This window comes from Pseudomonas sp. R1-7, from assembly GCF_051132105.1.
In the GTDB taxonomy this organism is placed as follows: domain Bacteria; phylum Pseudomonadota; class Gammaproteobacteria; order Pseudomonadales; family Pseudomonadaceae; genus Aquipseudomonas.
On record NZ_CP071661.1, the window covers coordinates 2678301 to 2691455 of the forward strand.

The 13155-nt window shown below is 60.9% G+C and carries 15 protein-coding genes; 10 read left to right on the forward strand and 5 right to left on the reverse strand.

Translation table 11 applies throughout. The features are described 5' to 3' along the window. Positions 1–121: 121 nt before the first annotated feature. Positions 122–1153, forward strand: a complete 1032-nt coding sequence (locus J3P79_RS12075; RefSeq protein WP_434610813.1) for an Ldh family oxidoreductase — start codon at positions 122–124, stop codon at positions 1151–1153. A 58-nt stretch (positions 1154–1211) separates the two neighbouring features. Here J3P79_RS12075 and J3P79_RS12080 read toward each other — a convergent pair whose 3' ends face one another. Continuing rightward, positions 1212–1529: a DUF883 family protein gene (locus tag J3P79_RS12080; RefSeq protein WP_434610815.1), complete on the reverse strand. Its 318-nt coding sequence runs from the start codon at positions 1527–1529 to the stop codon at positions 1212–1214. A 164-nt stretch (positions 1530–1693) separates the two neighbouring features. Between J3P79_RS12080 and J3P79_RS12085 the strand changes: the two genes are divergently transcribed. Next, positions 1694–1948, forward strand: a complete 255-nt coding sequence (locus tag J3P79_RS12085; protein ID WP_039591001.1) for a hypothetical protein — start codon at positions 1694–1696, stop codon at positions 1946–1948. A 4-nt stretch (positions 1949–1952) separates the two neighbouring features. On the opposite strand, the gene J3P79_RS12090 is transcribed toward J3P79_RS12085, so the two are convergent. Further along, a complete protein-coding gene (locus tag J3P79_RS12090) occupies positions 1953–2861 on the reverse strand; it encodes a LysR substrate-binding domain-containing protein (protein ID WP_434610817.1) in 909 nt (302 codons plus the stop codon). Between the two features lie 84 nt (positions 2862–2945). Between J3P79_RS12090 and J3P79_RS12095 the strand changes: the two genes are divergently transcribed. Continuing rightward, positions 2946–3869: a carbon-nitrogen hydrolase family protein gene (locus J3P79_RS12095; RefSeq protein WP_434610819.1), complete on the forward strand. Its 924-nt coding sequence runs from the start codon at positions 2946–2948 to the stop codon at positions 3867–3869. Between the two features lies 1 nt (position 3870). Here the strand turns inward: J3P79_RS12095 and J3P79_RS12100 are convergent, their stop codons facing one another. Then, positions 3871–4341 (reverse strand): LEA type 2 family protein, encoded by a 471-nt coding sequence (locus tag J3P79_RS12100; protein ID WP_434610822.1) that lies wholly within the window; start codon positions 4339–4341, stop codon positions 3871–3873. Between the two features lie 110 nt (positions 4342–4451). On the opposite strand from J3P79_RS12100, the gene J3P79_RS12105 reads away from it, so the two are divergent. The 4 genes from J3P79_RS12105 to J3P79_RS12120 all read left to right on the forward strand — a co-directional run bounded on the left by J3P79_RS12105 (position 4452) and on the right by J3P79_RS12120 (position 7337). Next, a complete protein-coding gene (locus J3P79_RS12105) occupies positions 4452–5168 on the forward strand; it encodes a helix-turn-helix transcriptional regulator (RefSeq protein ID WP_434610824.1) in 717 nt (238 codons plus the stop codon). A 51-nt stretch (positions 5169–5219) separates the two neighbouring features. Next, a complete protein-coding gene (locus J3P79_RS12110; protein ID WP_434610827.1) occupies positions 5220–5561 on the forward strand; it encodes a nuclear transport factor 2 family protein in 342 nt (113 codons plus the stop codon). Positions 5562–5666: 105 nt separating this feature from the next. After that, positions 5667–6788, forward strand: coding sequence for a cell division protein ZapE (gene zapE / locus J3P79_RS12115; protein ID WP_434610829.1), 1122 nt, complete (start codon positions 5667–5669; stop codon positions 6786–6788). A gap of 54 nt (positions 6789–6842) precedes the next feature. Next, positions 6843–7337, forward strand: a complete 495-nt coding sequence (locus J3P79_RS12120; RefSeq protein ID WP_434610831.1) for a GNAT family N-acetyltransferase — start codon at positions 6843–6845, stop codon at positions 7335–7337. 21 nt (positions 7338–7358) lie between these two features. On the opposite strand, the gene J3P79_RS12125 is transcribed toward J3P79_RS12120, so the two are convergent. Beyond that, the gene (locus J3P79_RS12125; protein ID WP_434610834.1) at positions 7359–9098 is read right to left on the reverse strand and encodes a phosphoethanolamine transferase CptA; all 1740 of its coding nucleotides are present in this window, start codon (positions 9096–9098) and stop codon (positions 7359–7361) included. A 223-nt stretch (positions 9099–9321) separates the two neighbouring features. Continuing rightward, positions 9322–9495 carry a DUF6026 family protein gene (locus J3P79_RS12130; RefSeq protein WP_196304772.1) on the reverse strand — a complete coding sequence of 58 codons (174 nt, stop codon included), beginning with the start codon at positions 9493–9495 and terminating at the stop codon, positions 9322–9324. Between the two features lie 273 nt (positions 9496–9768). On the opposite strand from J3P79_RS12130, the gene gnd reads away from it, so the two are divergent. Genes gnd through J3P79_RS12145 form a run of 3 tightly spaced genes read left to right on the forward strand, consistent with a single transcriptional unit; the run spans position 9769 to position 13084 of the window. Beyond that, a complete protein-coding gene (gene gnd / locus J3P79_RS12135; protein WP_045155881.1) occupies positions 9769–10749 on the forward strand; it encodes a phosphogluconate dehydrogenase (NAD(+)-dependent, decarboxylating) in 981 nt (326 codons plus the stop codon). Next, positions 10746–12266 (forward strand): glucose-6-phosphate dehydrogenase, encoded by a 1521-nt coding sequence (zwf, locus tag J3P79_RS12140; protein WP_434610836.1) that lies wholly within the window; start codon positions 10746–10748, stop codon positions 12264–12266. Before gnd ends, zwf begins: the two co-directional genes overlap by 4 nt. Next, positions 12263–13084: an HAD family hydrolase gene (locus J3P79_RS12145; RefSeq protein WP_434610838.1), complete on the forward strand. Its 822-nt coding sequence runs from the start codon at positions 12263–12265 to the stop codon at positions 13082–13084. Before zwf ends, J3P79_RS12145 begins: the two co-directional genes overlap by 4 nt. Positions 13085–13155: the final 71 nt, after the last annotated feature.

The following is a 13155-nucleotide window of genomic DNA, read 5'->3' on the forward strand; positions in this document are numbered from 1 at the left end:
TGCCAGGAACGACCGCGCAACGTTGGCGACAATTGACAGAGCGCGTCTCAAACGGTGTTTAATCACCCTGTGGGTCCCTTACGCTGTTGCTACCTCCAAAATAATCATCCTGGAGCTTCAGATGTCCGCGCTATCCGATCACGCCGCTTCCTGCACCCTGTCCTTCACCGCTCTGACAAATTTGCTGGAACAGGTTTTCCTGCGCCACGGTACGTCACCCGATGTCGCCCGGACCCTGGCTGAAAACTGTGCCTGCGCCGAGCGTGATGGAGCCCACAGTCATGGGGTGTTCCGTATACCCGGCTATGTCTCGACGCTGGACAGCGGTTGGGTGGATGGCCGAGCGGTGCCAGTGGTCGAGGACGTCGCCTCCGGCTTCGTCCGGGTGGACGCCTGCAACGGTTTTGCCCAACCCGCCCTGGAGGCTGCCCGGCCATTGCTGGTGCAAAAGGCTCGCAGCGCCGGGATTGCGGTGCTGGCGATACGCAACTCTCATCACTTCGCGGCGCTTTGGCCGGATGTCGAACCGTTTGCCTATGAGGGCCTCGTAGCGCTGAGCGTGGTCAACAGCATGACGTGCGTGGTGCCCCATGGCGCGGACCGTCCGCTGTTCGGTACCAATCCCATCGCGTTCGCCGCGCCGCGGGCCGGAGGCGAGCCGATCGTTTTCGACCTGGCCACCAGCGCCATTGCCCATGGTGATGTGCAGATTGCCGCGCGCAAAGGCGAGCGCTTGCCACCCGGTATGGGCGTCGATAGCCTCGGCCAGCCGACCTGTGATCCGAAGGCGATCCTGGAAGGAGGCGCGCTTTTGCCGTTTGGCGGGCACAAGGGCTCTGCGCTGTCGATGATGGTCGAGTTGCTGGCGGCGGCGTTGACCGGCGGGAATTTTTCCTTCGAGTTCGATTGGCACGATCACCCAGGCGCCAAGACGCCTTGGACTGGGCAATTGCTGATTGTGATCGACCCGAGTAAAGCTGCCGGGCAAGGTTTTGCCGAGCGCAGCCAGGAACTGGTCAGGCAGATGCATGGGGTGGGATTGCGCCGGTTGCCGGGTGATCGTCGACACCGTGAGCGCAGCAAGTCCAATGAACAGGGGATTACGCTGGACGAGCAGACCCTGGCGCAGTTGCGCGAACTGGCTGGGCTGTAGGTCGAAAAACGACTGTATGCGTGGCGAGAGAGCACGCTCCCTCGCCACGGACCGGCGCTTAGCGTCGCCCGAGCAACAACCCCACCACCAACCCGAAGCCGGCGGAAATGGCTACGGTCTGCCAGGGATGCCCGCCGATGTAAACTTCCGTGGCATCCACCATTGGCCGTGTGCGTTCCCGAGCGCTGGCAACTGCATCCAACGCCTGTTGCAGTTTCTGGGCGATCTGGCCACGAAGATTTTCAGCGTCCTCGCCAACCAGGGTCGCGCTGCTCTTGAGCAGCTTTTCCGATTCTTCGATCAAGGCTTTCAGTTCGCTGAAGGCTTGATCCTTGATTTGCTCTCCGTTCGGTTGCGTGGCGCTTTTACGGGCCATTGAAATGCTCCTTGAGGATGGATGGCAGTGAACAGTGGAGTGTCACCCCTCGGTAAAAGTTGCAGTGCCAAGGGTGCGTCCATAAAGCGCAGCCTAATTCAGTCTTAAGCCGTTTCCCCGCACGGTGTAAGATGGCACCTATTTTACGCAACAGGAAATTCCCGATGAGTTTCAATCTGGCTGACAGGCCCTTGGCCGAGCGCGCCGCGCTGGAAGATGAGAAATCCCGGCTCTTCGAACTTTGGCAAAACAACCTGGGCAAGGCCAAGGGCGACGCCGCCCGGTTGTTCGGCGAGCGTTCCAAGCGCAAGGGCAAATGGGCCGAATGGGTTCGCGCCGAACTGGATGGCATGTCGCCTCCGGAGTACGCGAACATGGTCCGCAGCGAGGTCAATCGCCTGATGGCGGCCAATAAATAAACATTCAAGCGAACGTGACGACGATCGCTTCGCGCACTTTGCTTGTCGCCGGATCCACTGGCGTGTGGGTTCGCCATCCCAGCTCGATGGGGTAGCGGGGCAAGGGGAGCGGGCAGGGCAGCAATGCCAGGCCGCTGAGGGCCGCAATGGCCTTGGCGGCATGGTCTGGGATAGTTGCTACAGCCTGGCTGCCCTTGAGCAGGAACGGAAGCGCCGCGAAGTGAGTGGTCGAGGCACACACTCGCCGACGCAGACCCAGCCCGGCCAGCCCCTCGTCGGTAATGCCAATGAAGCCGCCGGACGACACCAACAGGTGTTCCCGGGCCACGAAGGCTTCCAGGCTCAGGCTCTGCTCACCTTCGGCGAGGCTGGCCCGGTCCACCAGGCAGGCATAGCCGCCTTCACCCAGTACCTGGCGACTCAGCAGCCGTTCGGTGAATCCCCCAGCGGTGATCGCCAGGTCCAGGCTGCGTTCCATCAAGGCGCGGCCGACGATCTGGCTATGGGTCTGCCGAAAAATCAACCGCAAGCCCGGCGCTCGCCGTGCCACTTCCTCAATCAGGCGCCGCCCATGGGCGATCTCGAAATCATCGGATAACCCCACGATGACCGAACGGCCCTCATAGTGGCTGGCGCCCGGGTCGACCATCGCCAGGCTTTGCCGGCATCTGTCCAGTGCTTCACTGATCACAGGTTTCAGCTGATTGGCCCGTAGTGTCGGCGCCAGGCCGCGCCCGGTGCGCACGAACAACTGATCGCCATATAGCCCTCGCAGCCTGCGCAGCGCTGCGCTGATGGCGGACTGGGTCACGCCCAGGCGCAAGGCGGCGCGGCTGGCGCTGGATTCGTCATGCAGGGCTTCGAAGGTTTTCAGCAGGTTCAGGTCAACGTCGGTGATATTCATCTGGTTCATATCTATTAGCAGCGTACTGGGCTTTATTCATGATCGGTCGGCACCGGAGAATCAGCAACACCTGAAATCACGGAGTTCAAGACCATGCCCAAATCCATTGTTGCCGCCTTACAGATCGGCTCGCTTGCGGGTGGCAAAGCCGACACCCTGGCGCAGATCCTGTCTTATGAAGAAGAGATTCGCGAGGCGGGTGCTCGTTTGGTGGTGATGCCCGAAGCGCTGCTGGGGGGTTATCCCAAGGGCGAGGCCTTTGGCACCCAGTTGGGCTATCGGTTACCGGAAGGACGCGAGGTGTTCGCGCGCTATTTCGCCAACGCCATCGATGTGCCGGGCGTGGAGACGCAGGCGTTGGCCGGCCTGTCGGCGCGCACCGGGGCCAGCCTGGTGCTGGGCGTGATCGAGCGTGCCGGCCACACCTTGTATTGCACGGCGCTGTACTTCGAGCCGGACGCCGGCTTGGTGGCCAAGCATCGCAAGCTGATGCCCACCGGTACCGAGCGGCTGATCTGGGGCAAGGGCGACGGTTCGACCCTGCCGGTGATCGACAGTCAGGTCGGTCGCGTGGGCGCGGCGGTGTGCTGGGAAAACATGATGCCGTTGCTGCGTACAGCCATGTACGCCAAAGGCGTGGATGTCTGGTGTGCGCCAACGGTGGATGAGCGGGAGATGTGGCAGGTGACCATGCGACATATCGCTCATGAAGGGCGGTGCTTCGTGGTGAGCGCCTGCCAGGTCCAGGCATCGCCCCAGGCGTTGGGTATCGACGTGGCGAACTGGCCGGCGCAGCGACCGTTGATTTCGGGCGGCAGCGTGATCGTCGGGCCAATGGGCGACGTGCTGGCAGGGCCGTTGAAAGACATCGTCGGGTTGTTGACCGCCGAAATCGATACCGACGAGCTGGTGCGGGCACGCTATGACTATGACGTGGTCGGCCACTACGCCAGGCCGGATGTATTCGAACTGGTTGTGGATGAGCGGGCCAAGCCGGGCGTGCGCTTCACAGCGTGAGTCACCAGGTGCCCGAGGTCCCTGGCAAATCCAGCGTCCCGCGGTCGACGAAGCGCATCGTGCCGAATACACCGCCGGCGAGCTTGCCCTTGAGCACATAGGGCAGGTTGTCCAGGCGCTGGGTCTGGCTCAGGCCCAGGGTCTGGCGCAACACCGAAAATGCCGAGATGCTCACCGGCACGCTCAACACGCCTTCGGAGAAACGCGGTATCGAGCCGCTCTGGTCACTGACGCCCGTCGCCAGGGTGTGGCCATTGACTTCCAGATCCAGCGCCACGCCGTTGTAGTCGATGGTGGTTTCGTTGGGGTTCTGCAAGCGCAGTTTTACGGCAAAGCGCAGTTCCATGCCCTGGCTGGGCAACGGCTCGATGCCGACCACGTTGATGTTCAGCGGGTCTCGCTGCGGAAAGAGGGCGCAGGCGCTCAGGCTCAGCAGCATCAGGATGAAGGGCACGCCGAGGATTCTGCGCATGGATAGGTTCTCCCGTCGGGGCTAATGAGCAGGACAATAACATTCCTGCTGACAGTTTCTGACACCAGCCTCTGCTAATCTGCTGCGAATTTCCCCTGGGCCTTTTCATTGTGTCGCGAACCTCTCGGCTGCTCACTTTGCTGCAAGTCTTGCGGGGCAAGCGATGCCCGGTCACGGCCTCGACATTGGCTGCCGAGTTGCAGGTCTCCGAGCGCACGCTTTATCGTGACATCGCCGAACTCACGGCGCTCGGGGCGCCGATCCAGGGCGAGGCGGGCATTGGTTATGTGTTGCGCAGCGGCTTGTTTCTACCGCCCTTGATGTTCACCGCCGACGAAATCGAAGCGATCGTGCTGGGCTTGCGCTACGTCGATCAGCGCGGCGATGAGGTACTGGGCAAGGCCGCCGCCGACGCCTTGGCCAAGGTCGAGGCGGTGCTGGCGCCTGGTTTGCGCGATGCGCTGCACAACCCCACGGTACTGCCCGGTCCGGCGGGCTATGGCTATCCGCAGAACATCGTCGACCTGAACGTCTATCGCCAGGCCATTCGCACCCAGGCCAAGCTGCATATCGACTACGCCGACGTGAACAAGACCCCGAGCCAGCGCTTGATCTGGCCGCTGGCCCTGGGCTTTTTCAATGAGGCTCGGGTGGTGGTGGCCTGGTGCGAGTTGCGTGGCGCCTATCGAACTTTTCGCACGGACCGGATTGCCTCGGCCGCTGTCCAGGGTGAGCGCTATCCAGGCAGGCGCAGCGATTTGCTGCGCGCCTGGTTTGTGCTGATGAACCTCGACGAGGCAGGGCGTTTCACTCCTGACAAAAACTGACACAACGCTGTTTTAGCATGGCTTCGGATCGATACAACAAGGAGCCCTGACATGTCCAATCCCGTCTCTTCCCTGGCGCCGGCCATTGCCGGCTACATTGCGGCCGCCAACGCCCGCGACAGCTCGGCGGTGACGCGTTTCTTTGCCGAAGATGCCAATGTGTTCGATGAAGGCAATCACCGGGTCGGCACCCAGGCCATCGCCCAATGGATGGAAGACACCGCGCGGCGTTTCCAGCCTCGCGTGGAAGTACTCAACGTGCAGCAGCGCACCGGAAAGGTATTGGTGCATAACCTGATCTCGGGCACCTTTCCCGGCAGCCCGCTGGAGTTGCGCTACACCTTCCGGCTCGATGAGCAGGGGAAGATCAGTCGGTTGGATATCTCTGTCTAGAGGGTGTGGGATTAACGAGGCGAGGTGGAAATCCGATCGCGGTGAAACGCATGCGATTGCGCTGCATGGCATACTCCCCACCTTCGCCTTCCGGACCCGGGCCGTATGACTTTCAAATCCCCCTTGAGCGCTTGGCAGCATGCCATCGAGCACCATGGTTTTGTCCAGGACGAAGCCCAGGAACTGGCAATCATGGCGCTGGAGCAATGCCACAAGGCACTGCAGGAGGGGCGCAAGTCGATCAAGGGTGTCTATCTCTGGGGCCCGGTTGGGCGCGGCAAGACCTGGCTCATGGATCGCTTCTACGAAAGCCTCGAGGTTCCGGCTCGTCGCCAACACTTCCACCACTTCATGGCCTGGGTGCACCAGCGCTCGTTCCAGCTCACCGGTACACCGGACCCGTTGCAGGCGCTGGCCCGGGAATTGAGTCGAGAAGTCCGGGTGCTGTGTTTCGACGAGCTGTTCGTCACCGACATTGGTGATGCGATCATCCTTGGCCGTCTTTTCCAGGTGATGTTCGAGTTGGGCATGGTCGTGGTCAGCACCTCCAACCTGCCGCCGGATGAGCTCTATGCCAACGGCCATAACCGAGAGCGATTCGTGCCGACCATCGCGGCCATCAAGCAGTACATGCAGGTCGTACCCGTCAATGGCTGGCAGGATCACCGCCAGCACCCGGGAGCGGTGGAGCAGCGCTATTGGGTGCGCGACCCGGCCGAGCCGGATCCATTGGCGCAAGTATTCGAGCGACTGAGTGCCGGGCAGACGCCCAACAGTCAACCGATCGGAATCGGCCATCGCCAGGTCGTTCCGCTCAAGGCTTGCGACAAGGTGCTCTGGAGCCGTTACCCGGACCTTTGCGAGCAACCGTTCTCGGCTGTGGATTTCATGGCGTTGTGTGACCGTTTCAACGCCATCCTCCTCAGCGATGTCCCGTGCCTGAGCGCCGAGCAACGGGAAGGGCGCATTGCCCGTGGCACTGAAGACGGGGTTGAGCGGGTCGAGGCCGGTGACCGAGAGTTGCCGCAGCTGTCGATACACGACGACGGCGTTCGCCGGTTCATTGCGCTGGTGGATGAATGTTATGACCGCAAGGTGCCGTTGTACCTGTCGGCCCAAGTGCCAATGGACCAGTTGTACACGGAGGGCTATCTGCAGTTCCCGTTTCGCCGTACTCTCAGTCGTCTCCAGGAAATGCAGTTGCAACGTTTCGGCCAGATCGCCTGACCGGACCCTGCCGGCGGCCAAGCCGCTGGTTTTATTGAAACGAGATGGAAAATCATGGAAGAAGCCAAGGAAATCCTTGTACTGCAAGCCAGCTACAGCAACCCGATCCATGCCGAAGCGATCTGCCATGTGCTCAATGGCTATGCCGAGGATCCAATGGGCGGCGGTCATTCGCTACCGGCCGAGGTGCTTGCGCATCTGCCCGAAGAGCTGGCCAAGCGTGCGCATGCCTTCAGTGTGTTGGCGTTCGTCAATGGCGAACCGGCAGGTTTGATCAATTGCTTCGAGGGTTTTTCGACCTTTGCCTGCCGCCCGTTGGTAAACGTCCATGACGTTGCGGTGATGCCGGCGTTTCGCGGTCTGGGCTTGAGCCAGAAAATGCTGCAGAAGGTCGAAGACATTGCCCGCCAGCGCGGGTGCTGCAAGATCACCCTGGAAGTGCTGGAAGGCAATGCCGTGGCCCAGGCCAGTTATGCCAAGTTCGGTTTTGCCGCCGGCATGTTCGACCCGGCCCACGGCCGTATGTTGTTCTGGATCAAGCCCCTGTAGCAGCGAGCGAGGTCCTTTCGGCTACTTTTGTACGACCTGGCGCGCCGGGCCCTTGGGCTTCATGAGGCTGAAGTCGATCAACGCGTTACGTTGGATTTGATAGGGGTTGCCGATCAACAGTGGTCGCACCGTGAACGAGTCGCTGACCAGGCTTTTGCTCCGGTCCAGTTCGTCGAAGCTCAAGCCCGCCATGTCCGCCCAGGTATGGATCAGGTGGGAACTGCTGTAGGGCCGTGAAAGGTCGCCGGTGAAGTTCCAATCATGGGTTTCGCGCCATTTGGGCGAGGCCCAGGCCATGAACGGGATGGTGTACATCGGTGCGGTCGGTTTGGCCTCGTTGCGGCCCAAGGTTGCATGACCCGGTGAGTCGAATACGTCTTCGCCGTGGTCCGACAGGTACAGCAGGAAACCGTTGGGGTCGGTGCGTGCGTAGTCCTTGATCAGGCTGGACACCACGAAGTCGTTGTACAGCACCGCATTGTCGTAGCTGTTGTAGGTGGGTACCTGATCGTCGCGCACTCCGGCGGGCACGCCCTGACGGTCGGTGAATTTATTGAAGGTCGCCGGATAGCGGTACTGATAACTCATGTGCGTACCGAGCAGGTGCACCACGATCAGCTTGCGCGGTGCGGTATCGGCCAAGGCCTTGTTGAACGGCTCGATCACGTCGCCATCGTACTGCTTGGCATTCTGGTTGCGGTTGTTGTTCAGGTAGACCTGCTCGTCGGCCTGTTGGGAGAAGGTCGTGAGCATGGTGTTGCGCTTGGTCATGGTCTGCTGGTTGGTGATCCAGAACGTCTTGTAGCCGGCCTGTTTCATCATGCTCACGAGCGATGGTGTGCTGAGATAAAGGTCAGGACTTTCCTCGTCCGCGAAGGTCAGCACCTGCTGCAATGCTTCGATGGTATAGGGGCGCGGCGTGATGACGTTGTCAAAAACCGAGAGCTGGCCCTTGAGTTTGTCCAGTTCCGGCGTGGTCTCCCTTGGGTAGCCGTACAGGCTCATGCGCTGGCGGTTGGTGGATTCTCCGATAACCAGCACCAGTGTCGCGGGCTGGTTGGCCGCGCTGTCCTGTAGGTTGCGCAGCGGAGCGATATTGCTGGTGCTGTGGAGCATGCCTTGCATGTTCGCCAGCTGTTCGGTGTAGCGACGATACGCTACGAGCATTTGCCAGGGGACCGCGGGCTCGATGCGACTTTCAAACTTTTCGATGCCTTTGGCCAGGCTGCCGGCGCGCAGGGTATGTTTCGTCAACGGATAGCCGACTACGGCGACTACGATGGCCAACGCTGCCACCCAGGCCTGGCTGCGTGGCAGGGACACCGGTCGCAGGCGCGTCCAGAGGAAATAACCGAACAGGGTATGAGCCAGGAACGCCGGCACCATCCACCAGGCAAAATACTGGGTCATGTATTCGCCGGCTTCGGACACGTTCGATTCGAACATGATGAAGATGACGCTTTGGGAAAATTCCTGCTGATAGATGAAGAAATAGCCCAGGCTGGCCATGGAGCAGGCCCAGAGCACGACCCCGAGTATCGCCGCGATCAGGCGGGTGCGAGCGGGAAACAATAGCACCGGCGCCAGCCATAGGGCGCTCATCACGAAGGCTTGGCGAAACCCGGCGAAACCGGCGGTACCGCTCGACAGGATGAGCAGCTGGGTAATGCCGGAAAAATACCAGAAGAACAGGAACAACCAGCCGAGCCCGGCCCAATCGAAACTTTTCGCAGCCGTTTTGCTGCGTTTGAACACACTCATCAAGCGCTCCAGCATTCCACGACGAAGCCGCTGGCACCGGATTGATGCTCACGGGGCGTCGACGTAACTATTTGTGATTGCAGGATTATTACGGAGGGAGTGTGAAAACTTTGTAAGTTTTTCGGTTGCGAAACGTCTTCGGGAAGAGCGACGTCAAGGGCGGTATCTGAAGTGACACCGGTTTGCCCGGTGTCACTTCAACGGCCTTGCCTTTGGGGCAGGATCAGCGAGCCAAGGCCTGGCTCTGGTAAGGAAGCTGTGCATGTTGCAACTGCAAGCGCAACTGCGTCACTTCATCAAGCAGCAGATCACGCTCTTCCTTCAGAAGGCGTAATTCGTCGCGACGAATGGTCACGTAAAGGGTTTGGGGAGGACGTGCGGTAACGACTGGGCCCATTGCTCACCTCGCAAATGGCTACATCAACTAAGAGATGTCGCCAGTTTTTTTGGTCGACACCTCTTTATCGGCGCCGATTCTGAATACTTTTGCTCGTGAATGGAACTTTTTTATTTTTGATGGTCGCCGTGTCTTCGGCTGGTTTTTGAACGTTATCCTTTGTGATCGGGCGATTTACCCGGAAACTATGCAGCAATGCTCTGGACTAACCTCCACAAGTCACCTGAGCTAAACCTTTGACACACCTTTATTTGTAGTAGGGAGCATCAGCACATGCAACTCGGGATCATTGGACTGGGCCGCATGGGCGGCAACATTGCGCGGCGCCTGATGCTCAATGGGCACACCACCGTCGTTTATGACCGCAATGCCGCTTTTGTCGAAAACCTGAGCCAGGAAGGCGCAACGGGCGTCGCCGACTTGCCGGCGCTGGTCGCAGGGCTGCAGAAGCCTCGGGCGGTCTGGGTCATGCTGCCCGCCGGCGCACCCACGGAAGACACGATCAATGTGCTCGGCGAATTGCTCGAGCCAGGGGACGTCATCATCGATGGCGGCAACACGTACTACAAGGACGACATCCGACGCGCCCAGGCGCTGTCGGAAAAAGGCCTGAGCTACATCGACGTCGGCACCTCCGGCGGCGTCTGGGGGCTCGAGCGCGGCTACTGCATGATGATCGGTGGCGAGGCCGATGTTGTCCGACGCCTGGACCCACTGTTCGAAAGCCTGGCGCCGGGCATGGGCGATATCCCACGCACCCGTGATCGCAAGTCCGACGACGATCGCGCCGAACGTGGCTACATCCATGCGGGCCCGGCCGGCTCCGGCCATTTCGTCAAGATGATCCACAACGGCATCGAATACGGAATGATGCAGGCCTTCGCCGAGGGCTTCGACATCCTGAAGACCAAATCCAGCGAAAGCCTGCCGCCTGAACAGCGATTCGACCTGAACCTGGCCGACATCGCAGAAGTCTGGCGCCGTGGCAGCGTGGTTTCGTCCTGGCTGCTGGATTTGACCGCCGATGCGTTGGCCAGCGATCCGAAGCTGGATGGTTTCTCCGGCGAAGTGGCCGATAGCGGGGAAGGGCGCTGGACCATCGAAGCGGCGATCGAGCAAGCGGTGCCGGTACCGGTGTTGTCCAGTTCGCTGTTCGCCCGCTTCCGCTCCCGGCAGCAGGCCACCTACGGCGACAAGATGCTCTCGGCCATGCGCTTCGGCTTTGGCGGCCACGTGGAGACACCGAAAAAATGACCTCGATCGGCAGGAAATCCAAGGCAGAACCTGCGCCACCGACCACGCTGTTCCTGTTCGGTGCACATGGAGACCTGGTCAAGCGCTTGCTCATGCCGGCGCTTTACCACCTCAGTCGTGACGGGTTGTTGGGGGATGGCCTGCAGATCATCGGAGTCGACCACAACGCCATCAGCGATGTGGATTTTGCCAAGAAGCTCGAGGATTTCATTCGTAACGAAGCGGCGAGCAAGGGCGGCGATCCCGAACGGGCGCTCGACCAGGCGCTATGGGCCAGGCTGGCCCAAGGCATCAGTTACGTCCAGGGTGACTTCCTCGACGACAGCACCTACGAAGCGCTCGCGGCGAAAATCGCCGCCAGCGGCACTGGCAACGCGGTCTTCTACCTGGCGACCGCGCCACGTTTTTTCAGTGAAGTGGTCCGCCGCCTTGGCGCGGCCGGGCTGCTTCACGAACAGGACGATGCTTTCCGGCGCGTGGTGATCGAGAAGCCCTTCGGCTCCGACCTGCAAACCGCCGAGGCACTCAACGCTTGCCTGCTCAAGGTAATGAGCGAGAAACAGATCTATCGGATCGACCATTACCTGGGCAAGGAGACGGTCCAGAACATTCTCGTCAGTCGTTTCTCCAACAGCCTGTTCGAGGCGTTCTGGAACAATCACTACATCGACCACGTGCAGATCACCGCCGCCGAGACCGTAGGCGTCGAAACCCGTGGCAGTTTTTATGAACATACCGGCGCCCTGCGGGACATGGTGCCCAACCACCTTTTCCAATTACTGGCGATGGTTGCCATGGAGCCGCCCGCCGCCTTCGGTGCTGACGCGGTGCGTGGCGAGAAGGCCAAGGTGGTGGGGGCGATCCGCCCCTGGTCGGTTGAGCAGGCCCGCGCCAATTCGGTCCGTGGTCAATACACGGCCGGGGAAGTGGGTGGCAACGCGGTGAAGGGTTACCGCGAAGAGACCAACGTCACGGCCGACAGTAGCACTGAAACCTACGTCGCCCTGAAGGTCATGATCGATAACTGGCGCTGGGTCGGCGTGCCATTCTATCTGCGCACCGGCAAGCGCATGAGCGTGCGCGACACGGAAATCGTCATCTGCTTCAAGCCGGCGCCTTACGCGCAGTTTCGCGACACTGAGGTCGACGAATTGCAACCTACGTACCTGAGAATCCAGATTCAGCCCAACGAAGGCATGTGGTTCGACCTGCTGGCCAAGCGTCCCGGCCCGGCCCTCGACATGGCGAATATCGAACTGGGTTTTGCCTATAAGGACTTCTTCGAAATGCAGCCGTCTACGGGTTACGAGACCCTGATCTACGATTGCCTGACGGGCGACCAGACGTTGTTCCAGCGCGCTGACAATATAGAGAACGGCTGGCGCGCGGTGCAGCCATTTCTTGACGCGTGGCGAGAGGACGCAACGGTGCAGCCGTACGAGGCCGGTGAGGATGGCCCCGCGGCCGCTGACGATTTACTGACTCGCGACGGTCGCGTCTGGCATGGCCTCGGATGAGTAATCAACTGAAACGTCCCATTCGCTTCTTGCTCAGTGACATGGACGGCACTTTGTTGCTGCCTGATCACAGCCTCAACCAGCGCACCGTCGCCGCCGTCCGCTCGTTGCGTGAGGCCGGCGTGTTGTTCAGCCTCGCTACTGGCCGTCCGCCACGGGCGATGTTGCAGCAGATCGAGGCGCTGGGCGTCGACCTGCCGACCGCCGCGTTCAATGGCGGTACGCTGGTGCATCCGGACGGCAGTTTCCTGGCCGTGCACTACCTGCCACCCGAGGCCGCGCTGACGACGCTGGCGTTGTACGCCGATCAGCCCGGCATCGAGGTCTGGGTATTTGCCGACGGCGATTGGCTGGTACGCGACGCCAATGGGCCGATGGTGCCAGTGGAAACCCGCGGCCTGGGTTATCCACCTGTCGAAGTGGACAGTTTTGAACCCTATCTGGAGCGCATCGACAAAATCGTTGCGACCAGCGCCAACACCGATCTGCTGGTCGAGCTGGAGGCGCGTCTGCACCCGCTGCTCAAGGGCCAGGCCCAGGTATCGCGGTCGCAGCCGATCTACCTGGACGTGACGGCAATGAAGGCCAACAAAGGGGAGGCGCTGTCGACTTTGGCTGAATTCCTCGGCGTGCCGCTGGAGCAGACCGCCGCCATTGGGGATGGAGGCAACGATCCTGCGATGTTTCACCGCGCCGGGCTGTCGATTGCGATGGGACAGGCCGAAGAAGCGATCAAGCGCCAGGCCGATGTTGTCACCGCAGCGAGCACCGAGGATGGCGCGGCATTGGCGATCGAGCGGTACATCCTGCCGCGATGAATCTCGTCGGCTCCTCTCGGGGCTGGTATTGCGCAACGGCATTGGATGCGCCCTTGGCAGGGCGCATCAAG